The sequence below is a fragment of the Staphylococcus sp. GDY8P120P genome (assembly GCF_017892065.1).
Classification (GTDB): Bacteria; Bacillota; Bacilli; order Staphylococcales; family Staphylococcaceae; genus Staphylococcus; species Staphylococcus nepalensis.
This window is the reverse complement of sequence record NZ_JAESKI010000003.1, coordinates 213357-233972: the sequence shown is the minus strand read 5'-3', so window position 1 is coordinate 233972 and position 20616 is coordinate 213357. Positions and strand designations below refer to the sequence as shown.

Here is a 20616-nt window from a genome sequence, read left to right as displayed (position 1 = left end):
ATTTGCATATATAAGCCCCAGTTTCTATCCCGCACCTAAGAAACACTTTAAAGGAGAATAGCATGGTATATTTGAAATCAATTGATGCCTTTGGCTTTAAATCATTTGCTGAACATACCAACGTACAGTTTGATGAAGGCGTCACAGCAATAGTAGGACCTAATGGTAGTGGTAAGAGTAATATTACGGATGCAATCAAGTGGGTGTTAGGCGAACAATCTGCTAAATCACTACGTGGTGCTAAAATGGAAGATATTATTTTTTCCGGTGCTGAACATAGAAAAGCTCAAAATTTTGCTGAAGTAAGATTAAAATTAGACAATAGTTCAGGTAAGTTAAATGTTGATACACAAGAACTGGCTGTGACACGTCGTTTATACCGCAGTGGAGAAAGTGAATATTATTTAAATAACGATCGTGCAAGGCTCAAAGACATTATCGAACTATTTTTAGATTCAGGATTAGGTAAAGAAGCATTTAGTATTATATCTCAAGGTCGGGTTGATGAAATACTCAATGCTAAGCCAATTGATAGAAGACAAATACTAGAAGAATCTGCGGGTGTTTTAAAATATAAAAAAAGAAAAGCTAATTCTGTTCAAAAATTAGATCAAACAGAAGATAACCTTACACGTGTAGAAGATATTTTGTATGATTTAGAAGGTCGCGTCGAACCTTTACGAGAGGAAGCGGCAATTGCAAAAGAATACAAACATTTATCTAATGAAATGGAAAAAAGTGATGTATTAGTAACGGTTTATGATATTGAACAATATAGCCAAAATATTCATGAGCTCGATGAAAATTTAAATCATTTGAAAAGTCAACAAGCTGCAAAAGATGCAGAAAAAGTACAACACACACAAGCACTAAATAAATATAAATCTGAACGACAGCAATTAGATGAAAAAATAGAATCATTGAATTACCAACTCGTTAAGGCAACAGAAGAAGTCGAAAAATTTGCTGGTCAATTAAATGTGTTGGAAGAACGTAAAAAAAATCAATCACAAACCAACGCGCGTTTTGAAGAAGAACAAGAAAGCCTCGAGATTCAAATTACGAATATCCAACAAGAGCAAGTAGATGCGAAAGAACAACTTACGCAGTTAAAAGAGAAACAAAAAGCGTTGAATGAAGAAATACAACAATATGAATCACAACTCTATGTATCTGATGAACAACATGACGAAAAATTAGAAGCAATTAAAGATGAGTATTACCAACTTATATCAGAACAATCAGATGTTAATAATGACATTCGCTTTTTAGAACATACAATTCAAGAAAATGAAAATAAGCAATCTCGACTTGATTCTCGACTATTAGATGCATATAAAGAATTAAAAAACATTCAAAATCAAATTAGCGAAACAGAGAAACAAAGTATGATCGCGCATAAAGATTTTAAAAAAGCGGAAAATCATTTGGCCGAATATGAAAAGAAATTAACACGACTAAAGAATCAACAAAACGAGCATGAAGAAAAGCTACACCAAGCTTATAGGTTTAATGAGAAATTAAAATCACGTATTGATAGTTTAGCAACACAACAAGAAGAATATAGTTATTTCTTTAATGGCGTAAAACATATATTGAAGGCTAAAAACAATAAATTATCTGGTATACGAGGCGCAGTTGCAGAAATAATCAATGTGCCATCCAATTTAACTAAAGCAATCGAAACGGCACTTGGTGCTTCTTTACAACATATTATTGTAGATTCTGAAAAGGATGGCCGACAAGCAATACAATATTTAAAACAGAACGGACTCGGTAGAGCGACATTTTTACCATTAAATGTTATTCAACCACGTCACGTAGCACATGATATTTTAAATATAACGGAAAACGCTACTGGGTTTATCAATATTGCATCAAACGCGATACAAGTTGAAGCGGATTATAAACATATTATCCAAAACCTGCTTGGTAATACAATAATTGTAGATAATTTAAAAAATGCCAATGAATTAGCGAGACAAATTCGTTATCGCACACGCATTGTAACGCTCGAAGGAGATATCGTAAATCCCGGAGGTTCAATGACTGGTGGTGGCGAACGTAAAACAAAGAGCATACTATCTCAAAAAGATGAACTTTCGACTATGCGTGCCCAATTAGAGGATTACCAGCAACAAACTGTTACATTTGAAAAGCAATTTCAAGCTATTAAAGAAGAATCTGAGGCGTTAAGTAATACTTATTTTGATACAAGTCAACATTATAATGCCATAAAACAGCGTGCTCATGAGTATGATTTAGAACTGGATAGATTACGTAAACAAGAAGCACATTTAAAAAATGAACACGAAGAATTTGAATTTGAAAAAAATGATGGCTACCAAAGCGAAACGAGTAAGCAAACATTAAATGAAAAAAAAGAACAGTTAGCAATCATTAAAAAACAATTGCAAAAATTAGAAGGCGACATCCATCTTTATACAAAACTGTCTAAAGAAGGTAAAGAAAGCACAACGCAAATACAACAAAAATTACATCAAAAACAATCTGATTTAGCAGTGATTAAAGAGAGATTAAGCGCTCAAAAACAATCTGAAAAGAGATTAAATAATCAACTGACACAACTCACAGATCAAAAGCAAAAACTAAAAGAACAGATTGAATTATTTAATTCGGATGAAATGACCGGGGAAAAAGCTTTTAAAACAATTCAAAACAACATTGAACAAAGTAAAAGTGATAAGAACCAATTAACGGAAGATTTAGAAACTGTTAAATCACAAAGACAATCGTTGAATGATACAATCGAAGTGACAGAACAGAAATTACAAGAAGCAAACCAAGATATTTTATCAATCGAAAATCGTTACCAAGACATTAAAGCTGAGCAATCTCGTTTAGATGTATTAATTAACCATGCGATTGATCATCTCAGTGAGCAATACCATCTGACATATGAACGTGCAAGCACATTATACACTTTAGAAGAAGACATTGAATCGTTGCGTAAAAAAGTTAAATTAACTAAAATGTCAATCGAAGAATTAGGTCCTGTAAATTTAAATGCAATTGAGCAGTTTGAAGAAATTAATGAACGTTACACATTCTTGAATGATCAACGTGCAGATTTAAGAGCTGCTAAAGCAACTTTAGAACAGCTAATAGAAGAAATGGATAAAGAGGTAAAAGATAGATTTAAAACTACCTTTCATGCAGTACAAAGCCATTTTTCAGAAGTATTTAAATCATTATTCGGTGGTGGACAGGCGGAATTACGTCTGACAGATGATGATTATTTATCAGCAGGTGTAGATATTATCGTACAACCTCCTGGTAAAAAATTACAAAACTTATCGCTATTAAGTGGCGGTGAGCGTGCTTTAAGTGCGATTGCTTTGCTATTTGCAATTTTAAAGGTAAGGTCTGCGCCATTTGTTATTTTAGATGAGGTTGAAGCTGCGTTAGATGAGGCCAATGTGATACGTTATGCACAATATTTAAAAGAATTGTCGAGTCAAACTCAGTTTATTGTTATAACGCACCGTAAAGGCACGATGGAGTTCTCTGATTGCTTATATGGTGTAACGATGCAGGAATCAGGCGTATCAAAATTAGTAAGTGTCAATTTAAACACTATTGATGAGGTCATGAAGGAGGAACAAGTATGAGCTTTTTCAAACGATTAAAGGATAAATTTACATCTTCTACAGAAAAACATAATCAGGACGAGCTAAACGAAGCGCAACAATCCGAATTAGATGTAGAACAATCTCAAGTATCAGAGGAACCACAAGAAAAAAACAAAAAACCCAAGAAATTAAAAGAAGCAGATTTTGATGACGACGGCTTAATCTCAATTGAAGATTTTGAAGAAATTGAAGCACAACAATTAGGAGCAAAATTTAGAGCTGGTTTAGAAAAATCACGTGAGAATTTCCAAGAACAATTAAATAATTTAATTGCACGATACCGTAAAGTAGATGAAGATTTTTTTGAAGCGTTAGAAGAAATGTTAATTACTGCAGATGTTGGGTTTAATACAGTAATGGAACTTGTTGAAGAGTTACGTACAGAGGCGCAACGTCGTAATATTTCTGAAACAGAAGATTTACGAGAAGTTATTGTGGAAAAAATCGTTGAAATATATCACCAAGATGATGAACATTCAGAGATTATGAACATTGAAAACGAAGGATTAAATGTTATTTTAATGGTAGGCGTTAATGGTGTTGGGAAAACAACAACGATAGGTAAATTAGCGCATCGTTACCAAGCTGAAGGTAAAAAAGTAATGCTTGCAGCTGGTGATACATTCAGAGCAGGAGCAATCGAACAACTCAAAATTTGGGGAGATCGTGTTGGTGTCGAAGTAATGAGCCAAAAAGAAGGTTCCGACCCAGCAGCTGTTATGTATGATGCAATTAATGCAGCTAAAAGTAAAGGTGTGGATATTCTCATTTGTGATACTGCAGGTCGTTTACAAAATAAATCTAATTTAATGAATGAATTAGAAAAAGTCAAACGTGTCATAGGTCGAGCAGTACCTGAGGCACCACATGAAGTTTTACTTTGCTTAGACGCAACCACTGGACAAAATGCATTATCTCAAGCTAAATCATTCAAAGAAGTTACCAATGTAACTGGTATTGTGTTGACTAAATTAGACGGTACTGCAAAAGGTGGTATTGTATTAGCGATACGTAATGAACTTAAAATACCAGTTAAGTATGTTGGTTTAGGTGAAAAATTAGATGATTTACAACCATTTAACCCCGAAAGTTATGTATATGGATTATTTGCTGATATGATCGAACAAAATGTTGATAGTTCAGATAAATCTGAGAATCATTCAGATAATAGTAATGAACAGAATGAAGGGCATACAGATGAGCCAAAATGATTTAATTAAAACAATACGTATGAATTATTTGTTTGATTTTTATCAAGCACTATTAACGGATAAGCAACGTAATTACCTAGAACTATTTTATTTACAAGATTATTCTTTAAGCGAGATTGCTGATACATTTGATGTGAGCCGTCAAGCAGTGTATGATAACATAAGAAGAACTGGTGATTTAGTAGAAGATTATGAAGCTAAATTAGGCCTTTATCAAAACTTTGAAAAACGTCAAAATATATATGAACAAATGAAACAATACGTTAATGATCCAGAAAAAATAAAACAGTATCTTCAATCACTTGAAGATTTAGAATAATAGAACACATAAAGGAGGGTATTGATATGGCATTTGAAGGACTGTCCGATCGTCTTCAAGGGACGATGCAAAAAATCCGAGGCAAAGGAAAAGTGACAGAAGCAGATATTAAATTGATGATGCGAGAAGTCAGACTGGCATTACTTGAAGCCGATGTTAACTTTAAAGTTGTAAAAGATTTTGTCAAAACCGTATCAGAACGAGCTTTAGGTTCAGATGTAATGAAATCATTAACACCTGGGCAACAAGTTATTAAGATTGTACAAGAAGAATTAACACAACTGATGGGTGGCGAAAATGCTACAATTCAGATGGCTAATAAACCACCAACAGTAGTGATGATGGTTGGTTTACAAGGTGCAGGTAAAACAACGACCGCTGGTAAATTAGCATTATTAATGCGTAAAAAATATAACAAAAAACCTTTATTAGTAGCAGCAGATATTTACCGTCCAGCTGCGATTGATCAGTTACAGACTGTAGGTAAACAAATTGATATTCCTGTCTATAGCGAAGGAGATCAAGTAAAACCGCAACAAATAGTAGAAAATGCAATTAAACATGCTAAAGAAGCACATTTAGACTTTGTGATTATTGATACTGCAGGTCGTTTACATGTGGATGAAGCATTGATGGAAGAATTAAGTGATGTTAAAGAGATTACACAACCAGATGAGATTATGCTTGTTGTGGATGCTATGACTGGTCAAGATGCAGTTAATGTCGCTCAATCTTTTGATGAACAGTTAGAGGTTTCAGGTGTTACGTTGACTAAATTAGATGGCGATACACGTGGTGGTGCTGCATTATCAATTAGAGCGGTAACACAAAAACCAATTAAATTTGTTGGTATGAGTGAAAAATTAGATGGCTTAGAACCCTTCCATCCAGAACGTATGGCATCACGTATATTAGGTATGGGTGATGTGTTAAGCTTAATTGAAAAAGCACAGCAAGATGTGGATGAAGACAAAGCCAAAGATTTAGAAAAGAAAATGCGTACGTCGTCATTTACATTAGAAGATTTCTTAGGACAATTAGATCAAGTGAAAAATCTTGGCCCGTTAGATGATGTTATGAAAATGATTCCTGGTATGAACAAGATGAAAGGTGTTAACAATTTAAATATGGATGAAAAACAAATTGACCATATCAAAGCGATTATTCAATCTATGACACCGAATGAGCGTAACAATCCAGAAACATTGAATGTATCCCGTAAAAAACGTATTGCTAAAGGTTCTGGTCGAACTGTCCAAGAAGTCAATAGACTAATGAAACAATTTAATGAGATGAAGAAAATGATGAAACAATTTTCTGGTGGCGGTAAAGGCAAAAAAGGTAAACGTAAACAAATGGAAAATATGCTTAACGGTATGAACTTGCCATTTTAATGTTTGCTTAAAAGACCAACCAAATGGATTAAACGAATACGTATGGAATATCAATACCTACGCTTAAAAGAAAAATTTGAGGCCGGGACATAAAGTTCTTGGACAAGAGAGAAGGCAATTTCTATTGAAATAATATAGAAATTGCCTTTTTCATTATTGTTTTGATTATAGTTAGCTCGTTGAGCTACTACTTTTCTTATATTAAGTGCCATTAATACAAAGCCCAGTTCTCTTTTGACTTTATTTATGCCTCTAACCGACATTCGAGTGAAACCCAAAATAGCCTTCATAAATCCAAAAACAGGTTCTACATCCATTTTTCTTTGATTGTAGATTTCTTTTGTTTCTGGTTCCGAAAGCTTTTGATTGATCTGGGCTTTGAAATATTCCCAGTTATAATTTCTCATTATTTTTTATTCGATTGTGAATTTGATTTCATACAATCGTTCTTCAGTGGACATTCTGAACAATCATCGCATTCATATAATTTAAAATCTCTCCTAAACCCATATTTATCATGGCGATAGGCATATCTTTTAAAACCAAGTCTTTTATGATTCGGGCAAATAAATTCATCATTGATTTCACCATATTCCCAATTGTGAGTATTAAAAATGTCACTTTTATATTTGTTAGTTTTATCTTTAATAAACATGCCATAAGTTATGAGCGGTGTTCGATTAAATTCATCTATAATTGCCATATAATTAGGTTCACTACCATAACCAGCATCAGCTACAATATATTCAGGTAAATGACCGTAGGTCTCTTTAATTAAAGTTAAAAGAGGAATCATTGTTCTTGTGTCTGTCGGATTTTGATACACATCATATGATAAAACAAATTGAGAATTTGTCGCTATTTGTAAATGATATCCTGGCTTAAGTTGTCCATTTTTCATATGGTCTTCTTTCATTCTCATGAAAGTCGCATCATGGTCTGTCTTAGAATAACTATTTCTATCTTGGAGTATGGCTTTTTGTGTTTTATATTTATACTTTCGTTCTGACTAAGCAGCGAATTTCTTTTTATATCTTTTGATTTCAGTTCGCTTTTGACGTGTTTGCTTTCTTAACCGAGTAGATTTTTCATGTTCAATGTAATGATTTAAATCTTCGATTTCTTTATCTAAATGAGTACCAATTAAATCTATTTCTTCTTGTGTTAATTTACAATTTAACTTCTTTCTGAAATCGTAGCCTGTTTCGCATTCCATGCTACAGCGTAAACAGCATCTGCATATTTAGTAGCTAAAGCAATGCCAGAATCTGAAGCGCGAGCTTGCATTGCGACAGGTTTACCTTGTGGGCTATTCGGCGTAGTTAAAGGGGCCTTGTACATTGAAATAGTGTCCTTCATAATTTATAGCGTTAATACCATCACTATTTACTAAAATATTTTTTCCTTGTTACCCAAAAAATCTGAAACATGGCAAGATTCTAATAATTGGTTTGTTACGAATACAAATTCATCTGCTTTTTTATAACGCTCATGATGGTCAGGTAGTCTGGACATACCGTGATTAGTCGCTTCTAAATCTGACATAAATGTGGCTAAACTCCAACCTGCGCGTCCATGACTCATATAATCAAGGCTTAATAATTGTCTTGCGATGGTAAACGGATTAGAAAAAGTACTCGAAATAGTAGCAACTAATCCGATATTTTGAGTAACTTGTGATATTGCTGCTAAATTCATTAAAGGATCAAACCAAAATGCTGGCATATCACTATCAGATTGAGCTGGGAAAGGTTGGTTATCTGCAAAAACACATCATCAAATACTCCTTGTTCTGCTATTTGGCCTAATGATTGATAATATGTTATATCACTAATGCGTCCAATGCTAGACTCAGGCATACGCCAAGCAGCTTGATGATGACCACAGCCATAAATTCAAACACCAATATTGAGATGTCGTGTATGTGTCATTGATTACTTCGACCTCCATTCCTCAATTATTTTTAATTCATTGTTAAGCCACCGTCAATGGTAAAGTTTTGACCAGTTATACCTTTGGCCTGGTCTGTAACTAAATAAGCAACCATATTTGCAACGTCTTGTGGAGATGTAACTTTACGTAATGGGGTAGTCTGTGCAATTAAATCAAATACTGCATCTGATGTTACTGCACTGGCGTCTGTAGATTTTAATAAGCCGCCAGAAACTACATTAGCATTGATGCCATATTGACCTAATTCGGCAGCGATATTTCTTGTGAAACCGATTAAGCCTGCCTTGGCTGTCGTGTATTCATGATAGGGGACGACCGGGTTTTGATATAAATTTGTTCCAATTGATAGGATGGTTCCTGATTTGTTTTGGATAAATTGTTGAATAACACTTTGCGTGACATTAAAAGCGCCTTTTAATGTACCATCAATTTGTTGTTGGTAATCCGTCCAAGATAAATCTTTAAACGATTTTTGAGAGGTAGGGTCAAACTTAAACCCTACTAGTGCATTGTTCACAACCGCATCTATTTTTCCAAAGTGAGTGGATGCTGTCGCAATTAACTGATCAACTTGTGCTCTGTCAGTGATATCTGCTTGTATTGCAAGCGCAAGGTCATTTCCGATTTCATTTACCAATTGCTTTGCCAAAGTTTCGTTCTGAACATAATTGATAATCACATTGTGGCCTTGAGCAGCTAAAGTTTTTGCAATCGTTGCGCCCAACCCCCTACTGCTACCAGTTACTAGAATTGTTTTACGCATTATTTCACTCCTAAAATAATATATTAAATAAAAAATACACAATCTTCACTAGGGAAGTTGTGTATTAAAAAGATATAGATGAAAGATTATAGATATTAAAATATCATCGTTATTTTCTAACACTTTCCTTCGCTAGTCTTGGCTAGATCAGGTTCAAAGGGTTTGAGTAAATCTCATCTCAGTTTAAAAAACACCCCTAGTGCGTGCATGATTTCATTTGTTTTCAATGTATATCTTTTCAAGCCTGATGTCAATATTGTTTCAACCCGGTAAAGTTTAAGTGTAGGGATACTATGATTAGAAAAATATATATTGGTAAAGAAGAAACGCTTTACAAAGTAGTTAATTACTGTTATTATTATTTCTTGTAGAAAATAAAAACTATGAAAATTAAAGGAGAGAATATAAATGGCAGTTAAATTACGTTTAACACGTTTAGGTTCAAAAAGAAATCCATTCTATCGTATCGTAGCAGCAGATGCTCGTGCGCCACGTGATGGTCGTAACATCGAACAAATTGGAACATATAACCCAAATAATGTGAATGCTCCAGAAGTTAAAATTGATGAAGCATTAGCATTAAAATGGTTAAAAAACGGTGCTAAACCAACAGACACTGTACACAACATTTTATCAAGAGAAGGTATCTTGAAAAAATTTGACGATCAAAAATAGTCGTTATTATTCACAAATATAAAATTTGTAAAGGCTGGGGCATGAAAAAGTGTCTCAGCCTTAAATATTATATTGGCAGTATTTGATAAAGCACTACTTATCCATGTGCTTTAGTTCATGTAATCTGTCTAACCCAAGTGATGCCTTCTAGTTAATTTCCAGGATAGTATCATGAAACTTTAGAAAAAATCGGATTGCTATTCTGTTTCATTTTCACACTGAAATAGTCTAAAAAGCATATTGACGATGTAGAAACGATATTTTAATATCATAGCAACTATAATGATTTATAATAATACAAATATTTCATGTTATAATAATTTAAGTTATAGTAAAGATGAAATCAATTATCAAAATAATTGATACACGGATATTATCGGAGGAACATATATGAAAGTTGAAATTGGTAAAATTATTAACACACATGGTATAAAAGGCGAAGTAAAAGTGAAATCCCATTCAGATTTTACTGATATACGCTTTCAACCTGGTGAATCTGTCATGATAGAACGTCAAAATGGAACGGCATTAGAATTAAAAATCGCGTCTTATCGTATGCATAAAGGATTACATATGCTTACTTTTGAAGGTATCAACAACATTAATGATATTGAATATTTAAAAGGTGAAACACTTTTACAAGAACGTGACCATGAAGAAATCGAATTAGGCGAACATGAGTATTATTATTCAGATATCATCGGGTGTACTGTGTTCGATGATAAAGAAACGCCAATTGGTAGAGTAATAGAAATCTTTGAGACAGGTGCTAACGACGTGTGGGTCGTCAAAGGCGATAAAGAATACCTTATTCCTTATATAGAAGATGTTGTTAAACGTATAGATGTGGAAGGTAGACGCATCGACATTACGCCTATGGAAGGGTTGTTAGAATAATGAAAATTGATTATTTAACATTGTTTCCGCAAATGTTTGAAGGCGTATTAAATCACTCAATTTTAAAAAGAGCGCAAGATAAAGAGATGTTACAAGTTAATACTGTAGATTTTAGAAATTTTGCTGAAAATAAACATAATCAAGTAGACGACTATCCGTTTGGCGGTGGTCAAGGCATGGTAATGAAACCTGAACCTATCTTTAATGCCATGAATAGTATTGAAAAAACAGAAAGCACACGTGTGATATTAATGTGTCCGCAAGGGCGGCCATTTAACCAAGCAATTGCGCAAGAACTGAGTCAAGCAGAGCATTTAGTTTTTATTTGTGGACATTATGAGGGGTATGATGAGCGTATACGTGAGCATCTTGTGACAGATGAAATTTCTATGGGAGATTATGTATTAACAGGTGGGGAACTACCAGCAATGGTAATGACTGACGCTATAGTCAGATTAATACCAGGTGTTTTAGGAAATCAACAGTCCCATGAAGACGATTCGTTTCAAGATGGCCTATTAGAATTTCCACAATATACAAGACCGCGTTTATACAAAAACTTGGATGTTCCGGAAGTATTATTATCAGGCAATCACGCCAATATTGATCAATGGCGTCATGAACAAAAAATTATACGTACTTGGGAAAAGCGTCCAGATTTATTAGCAGATTACCCACTTACAGACAAAGATAAAGATATTATAGAAAGATATAAAAAGCAATTGAAAAATGAATGACAATGTGCTAACATAATTTAAGTGTGCGACACACGAAAATCACTATGATCCGCTGCTATATATTTGTCTAGGCAAGAACATAGGTTGAAGGAGAGAAAAAATAATGAGCAATCACAAATTAATTGAAGCAGTAACACAATCACAATTACGCACAGACTTACCTTCATTCCGTCCAGGTGACACTTTAAGAGTTCACGTACGTATTATTGAAGGTACACGCGAACGTATCCAAGTATTCGAAGGTGTAGTTATCAAACGTCGTGGTGGAGGCATTTCAGAAACTTTCACAGTACGTAAGATTTCTTCAGGTGTTGGTGTGGAACGTACATTCCCATTACACACTCCAAAAATTGAAAAAATCGAAGTTAAACGTCGCGGTAAAGTACGTCGTGCTAAATTATACTACTTACGTGAATTACGTGGTAAAGCTGCTAGAATTAAAGAAATTCGTTAATCAGTATAAAAGTTATAAAAAAGAAGCGATTCCTAAAAGGAATCGCTTCTTTTTTATATTAATTATTTTGTTTTTGAGGGTTAAGCCATTTTGTAAATATGAAACTTAAGATGATGCCAATAATACTTATAATAATCAATTTCCATGTATGAGGGGGCGTATATTTAAGATTGATCGTCTCATGTCCCTGTTCTACTGGAATCACAGTCATAATTCCATTTCCTTGCTTAACAGGTAAATCTTTTCCATTATCTGTATATGCCTTCATGCCATCTCTATAAGCCATTGGTAATACGAGATAACCTTCGTCATTTTTATTTTTTTCAACCTTATAACCGCTTGCGTTTTGTGAAACTTTCACAGAATTTAATTGTTTACGTGCTTGGTTTAAAGTATTGTAATTTTCACCGTAAATGCCTTTAATATTAAATCGATAAGTACCTTTAGATAATTTGATATTTAAATCCTCAGTTGATTTAACACGCATTGTAATGGGAGTAACGAAACGTCGGTATTTATATGTTAATTTGTTTCGCTGTTGATTGTACTCATTCACGCCCACATCATGTGCTTTATCTGGTGTTAGCAATTCAACATCCATTTCTACATATAAATCCTTATATTGATTTGCTATAGAGGAGGGTAGTTGATATTTGATGCCACCTTGGTCTTTGGTTACATTTAGTTTGTTGTTTTGGATATACTGCGCGTTAATCAATTTAGATGAAGCTTGGTTTAATAAATTTTTGTTTGGCGTAAAATTTTGGTTAATAGTGGCTTTGTTATTGTTTTCAAATACCACACCTTGTAACATAGCTTGTTCTCTATCTAAAGGAGAGTCGAGATCGTTTTTGTTAAACACTTTTTTAGTTATATGTGCACTAGGATAGTCGATTTTATTAACTGAATGAAGAAATGATGCTTCATCAGAATGCTTGATAATATCTTGTTTAGAGAAACCATAAGGCATATTCATGTCTTTTGGACGACGAATACGGTCATTTACGTCCCAAAGTGCCATTAAGTTCGCTCTATTGGAAAGTAAGCGATATGTACTATTTTTATCTGTATGCATATTGATTTGTAACGTTTTATCATAATAATTTAAAATATCTCCATCAAAAATACTAGAGTACAATGCGATACCGTTGAAATGATAAAGCATGGGTGAATTCAACCCATATTGTGACATATAATCAATTCTACTGAGAGGATTATCATGACCTTTTTTGATAGATTCTATTTTTTTTGCTAACGCTGGGCTTTTATATTTTGAGTCATGCATTGAAGAAATAGTTGATTCGTATTTTTGAATATTATTAACATAATTATTTGCTAAAATAAAACTTTGTTGAATAATGAATAACGATATAATGGCAACATACGGCCATTTTGATTTGAATAAAGATTTTTTATAAAGCAAAACGCTAATAAGTATCATTAGGATAAAACATATCAGCATCCATGACATTTCTTGTTCTTTAACGATGAATTGCATCACCAACATGATAACCAACACAGGACTACAGGCTAAAATATATGATTTTAATGTTAATTCCGAAAGATGTTGAATAAATAATGCAATTAGGCCTGCTGTGGTAAGTGCAAAAATATAAACCCAACGACGTTCTGGCGTTGAAAAGCCGTTGAACATACTATCGAAAAGCGGGGTTAATGATCCCAGAAGCATGATCCAAGTTGCAATCGCAAATAATCTATAATAGTAATGTTTGTATAGTTTAAAAGATAATAATGCAACCACTGCTATAATTGAAACAGTAATATAAAATCCATTTGTAAAAAAATGTTTTTGCCGTGCAAAGTCTGTGATAAGGCCATAATCAAAATGAGGATTACTCACCCTATCATTATTTAAAAAAGAAGAAACGCCTGTATAAAAGCCCCAGATGCCAATTAAAGTGCTCAATAAAACGGCTGTTGGAATCATCCATAGTTGTTGCTTTCTAGAAACGATGTCCTTAGCATGCGGGAATATACACCTATATAAAAAGTAAGCAAAGATAACGATAGCTTCATAATAACTGAAGTAAAAATTTGAAAAAAGTGTTAAGGCAATCGCAAAAATAAACAAGCCTATTTTCTTTTCTTTATAGAACCTTTCAATCGCTAATATGGATAGTGGAAGAAATATAAATAAATCACCATAATACGACCAAGTAAAATTAAAATAAACCAGGGTTGTTGATGCGGCGTATAACATTGCACCTAAAAAAGATGTGTAATATTTAAGTCTTATATAATTAAATAAATAAAAGGCTAGGATAAAAGTAACGACGCCTTTACAGAAAGCGACAATTAATTGGTTACTTGCCCAATATGTAATATTACTAGGGTTACTGTTAAATACGGACTCGGTAAGCCAGACAAATAAAAAGTTTATCATCACAAATGGTGAGGTCGCATAATAATAAGATAAATCTTTGATGTAGTCTCCACCTAAACCAAAAGAATGATCATAAAAACTTTTGAATTGACTAACATGTTCGTACAGATACATTTGAAAAGGCATCATTTGTCTAAAGCCATCGCCATTACCGCTAAAGACAATACCCTGAGTCAAATAGTGGTAAATATGCGGTGTGAAAGTTAATAATGCTACTGCTATTCCCATTAAAAAAATACATAAAAATCTTGTTAATTTGTGAGACCAAAGTCTATGAAACATGGTCATACCTCATCTCAGACAAACTCCTTTATTTAAATTTAAATTTTTTGATTAAACACCAAAAAACACTTATTACGATACATATAGCTGAAATTGTAATCATTGTAAACCAATATTTAGGGCGGTATTTAATAACTATGTTGCTATCATTTTCTGAAACAGGGATACCTGTCATCATATAATTGACTTTTATAGGTTTTACCTTTTTATGATCTACATAAGCTATCATACTGTCACGAAAAGGTATATTAACCGTCGCGATGCCTTTTTGATGCGGCGCTAATGTCATCTTAACGCCATTTTTAATATCTTTATAGTGGTTGTTTTGTTGTAACTTAAACGCACGTTTAAGCTTATTATAGTTTTCACCATGAAGGCTTAGAATTTTAAAATGATAGTTTCCATTTGGGCTAAGCGTAATATTAATATTACCATTTTCATCTGGTTGCGTCCTATATAATTGAGTTTCGACCCCAGTTTTATACGTTGAATTATTATATAAACGCTGATTGGCATAATTATTAATATTAATCGTGTAATTACTATCGGGTTGACCGCGTCTGATTTTCAAAGTTAAATAAAAGTCTGTATAGCGTTCTCTTAAATCACTAGGTACGTGTATTTGTATGCTGCCATTTGATTGAGGCAGATAAATCTGGTTATTATCCCTAAAATCTATATTTTTGGATGATATATCAGTACTATTTTTAAGATTATTGGCATTATCAGTGTATGATTTCCCTTTATCATTGATAATGACACCATCTAACATTGCATGTTCTCTATCAATAGGCGTCTTTAATTTTTGAGCATCATATAAATGGTTGGTTACTTTGACTGAAGGTAAATTTAAAGTATTTTCATAAATTTGGTATTGTCCTTTACTTTCAACTTTTTTAAAATACGCAGGCACGTTATCTTGATAATCTTTTAACATTAAATATTTAATTGAAAATAAACTATTAATATTTTGTCTACCATTAGTAGATTGATATCTGCTTACAGATTCAGATTGTAAATTGATTTTTAACGCGTCATAATAATAATCTAAAATGTTATGGTCAAAAATACTTGAGTATATACTTGTACCTTTAAAAAATTGGTACATTGGTGTATTATCTTGTTCATTAACACGCCAATCGATACGTTCGTCTTCTGATTTAGAATAGTTCATTTGAGATACTAATTGATGTTGTAATGGCGTATTAAAAAGACTTGCATTAACATAATCATTATTTGCACGTTCAACGTGATCTTCAAAATAAATTTGATTTCGTATAAAAACATCCGCTACTAATGTTGCAAGAATCATTATGGCAATATAGTAAAAATAAGATAATTTATTACGATAAATGGACGCTTTGACGCATAATACTAATAAACCAACTAAACTGACAATCGGTGTAAACCATAGCCAGGATACATATGTATCATAGACCCATGCACTGACAAAAACAAAACCTAAACTTACTATTGAAGAAAATATGTAGTTTTTGATAGTTAATGTACTAAAATATTTTGCGTATAACCCCATGAGCATTGCAGCATTAAAAGCAATTAAATAATGCCATCTTTTTTGAGGCGCAGAAAACCCGTTAAATAACTGGTCGACAAATGGTAAAAAATGAGCACCTATGGACATAATCATAAAAATAGCAAAAAGTTTAAAATAAAAATGTTTATAAAGCTTAAATGATAACAAAGCTTGTATCACTATATATAAAATGACAATTAAATAATTATCGTAAAACAAGTTGGTATTTTGATTAAATGGTTCAAAGGCGTCTACGTTTCCATCAAAAGGTATACGTCTATTATTTAAATAAGCTTGTATCCCATGATAAAAAAAGAAAAGGCTACATCCAAGAGACAATAGCGCAGCCGTAGATAATGTATATATGGCTTTGAATCTAGGGATTATGTCGTGTCTATGTTTAAAAATCAATCTAGCTATAAAGTAAATTAAACCTACTACTAATTGATAATAAGCAAAATAAAAATTATTAATTAAGGATAAGGTTACTATCAAAATAAATATACCCTTTTTTCCTTTTTGTAAATATAATTCAATAGACCATAATAATAGAGGCAATAATATAAAAATATCACTAAAAAAGGGCCAATATACAGTAAACCTAAAATAAATAGGTGATATGACAAAAATGTATGAAGTCAGTAAGGAAATAATTGTATTATTAGTTATTCTTCGTACAAAACCAAATGTTGCTAACATAGCTAAACTAGATTTAATGATTGAGATAACAATTGCGTTTGTCATCCAAAACATCACATCTTGTGTATTTAAATGAAAGCATAAATCCACCGCAAAGATAAATAAAACGTTTAATATAAACAAGATATTTGTTGAAAAATAATAACTTAAGTCAGTGAAAAAATCTCCACCTAAACCGAAATCAGTTGCGTAAAACCATTGTCCTTGACTCCATTTATCATATAAATACATTTGAATAGGTACCATTTGCTCCATACCATCATTAGGACCAGTAAATAAAATACCATCACTAATAAATCTGTAAATAACATATCCATGACCAATGATTGCTAATATAAAGCTTAGTATTATGTAAATAAGTATCCTTTTCATGAATAATCTCCTGTAATTTAAGTCAATTTAATTCTATTGTAACCATTTTTTTGAATGATTGATAAAAATTACTATTATTTTATCTATATTAAATAATAGTGATTTTAAAAATATATTTAAATCATTACAACGCGTTGAAGATGTAAATTCAGTACTAATGATACAATGATTTAATTAATTAGAGCTTACAACAAAAAAATACTGTAAAATAGTGATTATCATCGTAAAGTAAAGCAAAATTTTTATTTATCTTTAATCGAGCAACATGTTATCATTTTAAGGTCAAATAATAGAGGAATAAATTTTAAAATATTGAAAATACAGTATAAGAAAGGTGAAGCAAATGGTAATCCAATGGTATCCAGGCCACATGGCAAAAGCAAAACGCGAAGTTGCTGAACAATTAAAAAAAGTAGATGTTGTATTTGAACTTGTAGATGCTCGTATTCCTTATAGTTCACGTAATCCAATGATTGATGAAGTCATACAGCAAAAACCAAGAGTTGTGATCTTAAATAAAAAAGATATGGCAAATTTAAAAGAATTAGAAAAATGGGAATCATATTTCAAGTGTAAAGGGTATTACCCAGTTGCAATCGACGCTAAGCATGGTAAAGGTTTGAAATTAGTAGAGCAAGCTGCTATTAAAGCGACACAAGAAAAATTTGAACGTGAAAAGAAAAAGGGTTTAAAACCACGTGCAATTAGAGCTATGATTGTCGGCATCCCAAATGTAGGCAAGTCTACATTAATTAATAAATTAGCGCATAAATCTATTGCTAAAACAGGTAATACACCTGGAGTAACAAAGCAACAACAATGGATTAAAATCGGTAATTCACTTCAGTTGTTAGATACGCCGGGGATTTTATGGCCTAAATTTGAAGACCAATTAGTAGGAAAAAAATTAAGTATTACGGGTGCAATTAAAGATAGTATTGTTCATTTAGATGAAGTTGCCATCTATGGTTTAGAATTCTTAAAGGAACACGACTATGAAGGGCTTAAAAACCACTATAAAGTTGATGTTGCTATAGAAGCGGAAAACATTGAATGGTTCGATGCTATCGGACGTCGTAGGGGATTATTACGTAGTGGGAACGAAGTGGATTACGAAGCGGTAATTGATTTAATTATTCATGAAGTTAGAAACGCTAAAATTGGCACTTACACATTTGATGTAATTAAAGAAATGGATGTGTAACCTTAGAATATGAAACAGACAATAAAAGAAATTAAAGCACATTTAACTCAACTTCAGTCTATTAAAGCAATTCAACAACAAGCATATTTTATGGACAAACGTATAGGAGTTCAAAAAGCGATAGCGACTCGACTTAAACAATTAGACAAAGCCCAACAATTGGTAAAGCAATATGAAGCAATGTCTTATTATGAAACACAAATATTAGAAAAAGATAACAATGCTTTTGTTTGCGGTATTGATGAAGTTGGTAGAGGACCACTTGCTGGGCCAGTTGTAGCATGTGCCGTTATTTTAAATAGCGGTCATCAGTTTACCGGTCTTAATGATTCAAAACAACTTTCATCAAAAAAACGTAAAATGTTGGAAAGTCAATTACTAGAAGATTTGTACGCGTATGCTTTTGGTTATGCATCTGTTGAAGAAATTGATCAAATTAATATTTATGAAGCTACAAAATTAGCAATGAATCGGGCGATTGACGGGCTACCAGTAAAACCGACGCATCTTCTTATTGATGCAATGACATTAGAGACTGATATACCGCAGACATCATTAATTAAAGGAGATGCTAAAAGTGTATCGATAGCTGCAGCAAGTGTTTTAGCTAAAGAGAATAGAGATCGTTACATGATTAAACTTGCTCAAAAAAGCCCCGGATATGGTTTTGAAAAAAACGTTGGATATGGAACACAACAACATTTAGATGGAATTAAGCAGTATGGGATTTTAAATGAACACCGAAAAACTTTTGAACCAATTAAATCACTTTATAAATAATCATAAAATTAAAAGAATTGAAATAAGTAGTTTAAATGAGTTTACAATAGCGCTTTCATTTCCTATAATTAAAGGTGAACTTAACCTAAGAAACAGGAGGATGGAGAATGAATATCCACGAGTATCAAGGTAAAGCAATATTTCGTTCAATGGGCGTTGCTGTCCCAGAAGGACGCGTAGCATTCACTGCAGATGAAGCAGTGGAAAAAGCAAAAGAATTAGATTCAAATGTATATGTTGTAAAAGCACAAATACACGCTGGGGGTAGAGGTAATGCAGGCGGTGTTAAAATTGCAAAATCACTTTCTGAAGTGGAAACATATGCAAAGGAATTGTTAGGTAAAACCTTAGTGACACATCAAACGGGTCCAGAAGGTAAAGAAATTAAACGCCTTTACATAGAAGAAGGCTGCGATATTCAAAAAGAATATTATGTTGGATTTGTAATTGACCGTGCAACTGACAGAGTAACATTGATGGCTTCAGAAGAAGGCGGTACTGAAATTGAAAAAGTTGCTGCTGAGACACCTGAAAAAATCTTTAAAGAAACGATTGATCCAGTTGTTGGTTTAGCGCCTTATCAAGCAAGAAGAATTGCTTTCAACATTAATATTCCTAAAGAATCCATCAATAAAGCAGCTAAATTTTTAGTATCACTTTATAATGTATTTATAGAAAAAGATTGTTCTATTGTAGAAATTAACCCACTAGTGACAACTGGTGATGGTCAAGTACTTGCGTTAGACGCAAAACTTAATTTTGATGATAATGCATTATTCAAACATAAAGATATCCAAGAATTACGCGATTTAGAAGAAGAAGATCCAAAAGAAATTGAAGCTTCTAAGTATGATTTATCATACATTGCTTTAGATGGTGACATTGGTTGTATGGTAAATGGTGCTGGTTTAGCAATGGCAACGATGGATACAATCAACCACTTTGGTGGAAACCCAGCGAACTTCCTTGACGTAGGGGGCGGCGCAACTAAAGAAAAAGTTACTGAAGCATTTAAAATCATCTTAGGAGATAAAAATGTAAAAGGTATCTTTGTAAATATCTTCGGCGGCATAATGAAATGTGACATTATCGCAGAAGGCATTGTTGCTGCAGTTAAAGAAGTAGAACTTACACTACCACTTGTTGTACGTTTAGAAGGTACAAATGTTGAAAGAGGTAAAGAAATCCTTAAAGAATCTGGATTAGCAATTGAACCAGCTGCAACAATGGCAGAAGGCGCACAAAAAATCGTAAAACTTGTAAAAGAAGCGTAAGGAAAGGATGG

General features: G+C 32.9%; 14 protein-coding genes, 2 pseudogenes and 1 riboswitch. Of the genes and pseudogenes, 11 read left to right on the top strand and 5 right to left on the bottom strand.

Features of this window, described 5'->3' with window-relative positions; genetic code table 11:
* Nucleotides 1-62: 62 nt before the first annotated feature.
* The 4 genes from smc to ffh are packed head-to-tail and all read left to right on the top strand — an operon-like array spanning nt 63 to nt 6577.
* The gene (gene smc, locus KA900_RS03220) at nt 63-3632 is read left to right on the top strand and encodes a chromosome segregation protein SMC (protein WP_103373754.1); all 3570 of its coding nucleotides are present in this window, start codon (nt 63-65) and stop codon (nt 3630-3632) included.
* Nucleotides 3629-4864, top strand: a complete 1236-nt coding sequence (ftsY, locus tag KA900_RS03215; RefSeq protein WP_115342212.1) for a signal recognition particle-docking protein FtsY — start codon at nt 3629-3631, stop codon at nt 4862-4864. The genes smc and ftsY overlap by 4 nt, the downstream gene beginning before the upstream one ends.
* Nucleotides 4851-5183 carry a putative DNA-binding protein gene (locus KA900_RS03210; protein ID WP_096810118.1) on the top strand — a complete coding sequence of 111 codons (333 nt, stop codon included), beginning with the start codon at nt 4851-4853 and terminating at the stop codon, nt 5181-5183. The genes ftsY and KA900_RS03210 overlap by 14 nt, the downstream gene beginning before the upstream one ends.
* A 26-nt stretch (nt 5184-5209) precedes the next feature.
* Nucleotides 5210-6577, top strand: a complete 1368-nt coding sequence (gene ffh, locus KA900_RS03205) for a signal recognition particle protein (protein WP_096810117.1) — start codon at nt 5210-5212, stop codon at nt 6575-6577.
* A 50-nt stretch (nt 6578-6627) separates the two neighbouring features.
* Here ffh and KA900_RS03200 read toward each other — a convergent pair.
* The 3 genes and pseudogenes from KA900_RS03200 to KA900_RS03190 all read right to left on the bottom strand — a co-directional run.
* Nucleotides 6628-7745, bottom strand: a pseudogene (locus KA900_RS03200) (transposase); the annotation flags it as partial.
* Nucleotides 7743-8472: pseudogene (locus KA900_RS03195) on the bottom strand (LLM class flavin-dependent oxidoreductase); the annotation flags it as partial. The pseudogenes KA900_RS03195 and KA900_RS03200, both read right to left, overlap by 3 nt.
* A gap of 68 nt (nt 8473-8540) precedes the next feature.
* Entirely contained in the window at nt 8541-9293 is a 753-nt protein-coding gene (locus KA900_RS03190) for a 3-oxoacyl-ACP reductase (protein WP_096810116.1), read from the bottom strand.
* 107 nt (nt 9294-9400) lie between these two features.
* Nucleotides 9401-9501: riboswitch (TPP riboswitch) on the bottom strand.
* Between the two features lie 200 nt (nt 9502-9701).
* On the opposite strand from KA900_RS03190, the gene rpsP reads away from it, so the two are divergent.
* From rpsP to rplS, 4 genes are all read left to right on the top strand, one after another.
* The gene (gene rpsP, locus KA900_RS03185) at nt 9702-9968 is read left to right on the top strand and encodes a 30S ribosomal protein S16 (protein WP_096810115.1); all 267 of its coding nucleotides are present in this window, start codon (nt 9702-9704) and stop codon (nt 9966-9968) included.
* A 390-nt stretch (nt 9969-10358) separates the two neighbouring features.
* On the top strand, nt 10359-10865 hold the full coding sequence (gene rimM, locus KA900_RS03180; protein WP_096810112.1) for a ribosome maturation factor RimM: 507 nt from the start codon (nt 10359-10361) through the stop codon (nt 10863-10865).
* On the top strand, nt 10865-11602 hold the full coding sequence (gene trmD / locus KA900_RS03175; RefSeq protein WP_210139300.1) for a tRNA (guanosine(37)-N1)-methyltransferase TrmD: 738 nt from the start codon (nt 10865-10867) through the stop codon (nt 11600-11602). Before rimM ends, trmD begins: the two co-directional genes overlap by 1 nt.
* Nucleotides 11603-11705: 103 nt before the next feature.
* A complete protein-coding gene (gene rplS / locus KA900_RS03170; RefSeq protein WP_019468465.1) occupies nt 11706-12056 on the top strand; it encodes a 50S ribosomal protein L19 in 351 nt (116 codons plus the stop codon).
* Nucleotides 12057-12114: 58 nt separating this feature from the next.
* Here the strand turns inward: rplS and KA900_RS03165 are convergent, their stop codons facing one another.
* Both KA900_RS03165 and KA900_RS03160 read right to left on the bottom strand, forming a co-directional pair.
* On the bottom strand, nt 12115-14742 hold the full coding sequence (locus KA900_RS03165; protein ID WP_210139299.1) for a YfhO family protein: 2628 nt from the start codon (nt 14740-14742) through the stop codon (nt 12115-12117).
* Between the two features lie 28 nt (nt 14743-14770).
* Entirely contained in the window at nt 14771-17347 is a 2577-nt protein-coding gene (locus tag KA900_RS03160; RefSeq protein ID WP_115342210.1) for a YfhO family protein, read from the bottom strand.
* A 343-nt stretch (nt 17348-17690) separates the two neighbouring features.
* On the opposite strand from KA900_RS03160, the gene ylqF reads away from it, so the two are divergent.
* From ylqF to sucC, 3 genes are all read left to right on the top strand, one after another.
* Nucleotides 17691-18551, top strand: coding sequence for a ribosome biogenesis GTPase YlqF (gene ylqF / locus KA900_RS03155; protein WP_096810105.1), 861 nt, complete (start codon nt 17691-17693; stop codon nt 18549-18551).
* 9 nt (nt 18552-18560) lie between these two features.
* Nucleotides 18561-19331, top strand: a complete 771-nt coding sequence (locus KA900_RS03150; RefSeq protein ID WP_096810103.1) for a ribonuclease HII — start codon at nt 18561-18563, stop codon at nt 19329-19331.
* Between the two features lie 107 nt (nt 19332-19438).
* On the top strand, nt 19439-20605 hold the full coding sequence (gene sucC / locus KA900_RS03145; protein WP_096810101.1) for an ADP-forming succinate--CoA ligase subunit beta: 1167 nt from the start codon (nt 19439-19441) through the stop codon (nt 20603-20605).
* The last annotated feature ends 11 nt before the right edge of the window (nt 20606-20616 follow it).

Coding starts and splice junctions, on each gene's coding strand:
- ffh (WP_096810117.1), top strand. CDS start 5,210: ATGGCATTTGAAGGACTGTCCGATCGTCTTCAAGGGACGATGCAAAAA.
- KA900_RS03165 (WP_210139299.1), bottom strand. CDS start 14,742: ATGTTTCATAGACTTTGGTCTCACAAATTAACAAGATTTTTATGTATT.
- rpsP (WP_096810115.1), top strand. CDS start 9,702: ATGGCAGTTAAATTACGTTTAACACGTTTAGGTTCAAAAAGAAATCCA.
- ylqF (WP_096810105.1), top strand. CDS start 17,691: ATGGTAATCCAATGGTATCCAGGCCACATGGCAAAAGCAAAACGCGAA.
- rplS (WP_019468465.1), top strand. CDS start 11,706: ATGAGCAATCACAAATTAATTGAAGCAGTAACACAATCACAATTACGC.
- smc (WP_103373754.1), top strand. CDS start 63: ATGGTATATTTGAAATCAATTGATGCCTTTGGCTTTAAATCATTTGCT.
- KA900_RS03160 (WP_115342210.1), bottom strand. CDS start 17,347: ATGAAAAGGATACTTATTTACATAATACTAAGCTTTATATTAGCAATC.
- KA900_RS03190 (WP_096810116.1), bottom strand. CDS start 9,293: ATGCGTAAAACAATTCTAGTAACTGGTAGCAGTAGGGGGTTGGGCGCA.
- trmD (WP_210139300.1), top strand. CDS start 10,865: ATGAAAATTGATTATTTAACATTGTTTCCGCAAATGTTTGAAGGCGTA.
- sucC (WP_096810101.1), top strand. CDS start 19,439: ATGAATATCCACGAGTATCAAGGTAAAGCAATATTTCGTTCAATGGGC.
- rimM (WP_096810112.1), top strand. CDS start 10,359: ATGAAAGTTGAAATTGGTAAAATTATTAACACACATGGTATAAAAGGC.
- KA900_RS03150 (WP_096810103.1), top strand. CDS start 18,561: ATGAAACAGACAATAAAAGAAATTAAAGCACATTTAACTCAACTTCAG.
- ftsY (WP_115342212.1), top strand. CDS start 3,629: ATGAGCTTTTTCAAACGATTAAAGGATAAATTTACATCTTCTACAGAA.
- KA900_RS03210 (WP_096810118.1), top strand. CDS start 4,851: ATGAGCCAAAATGATTTAATTAAAACAATACGTATGAATTATTTGTTT.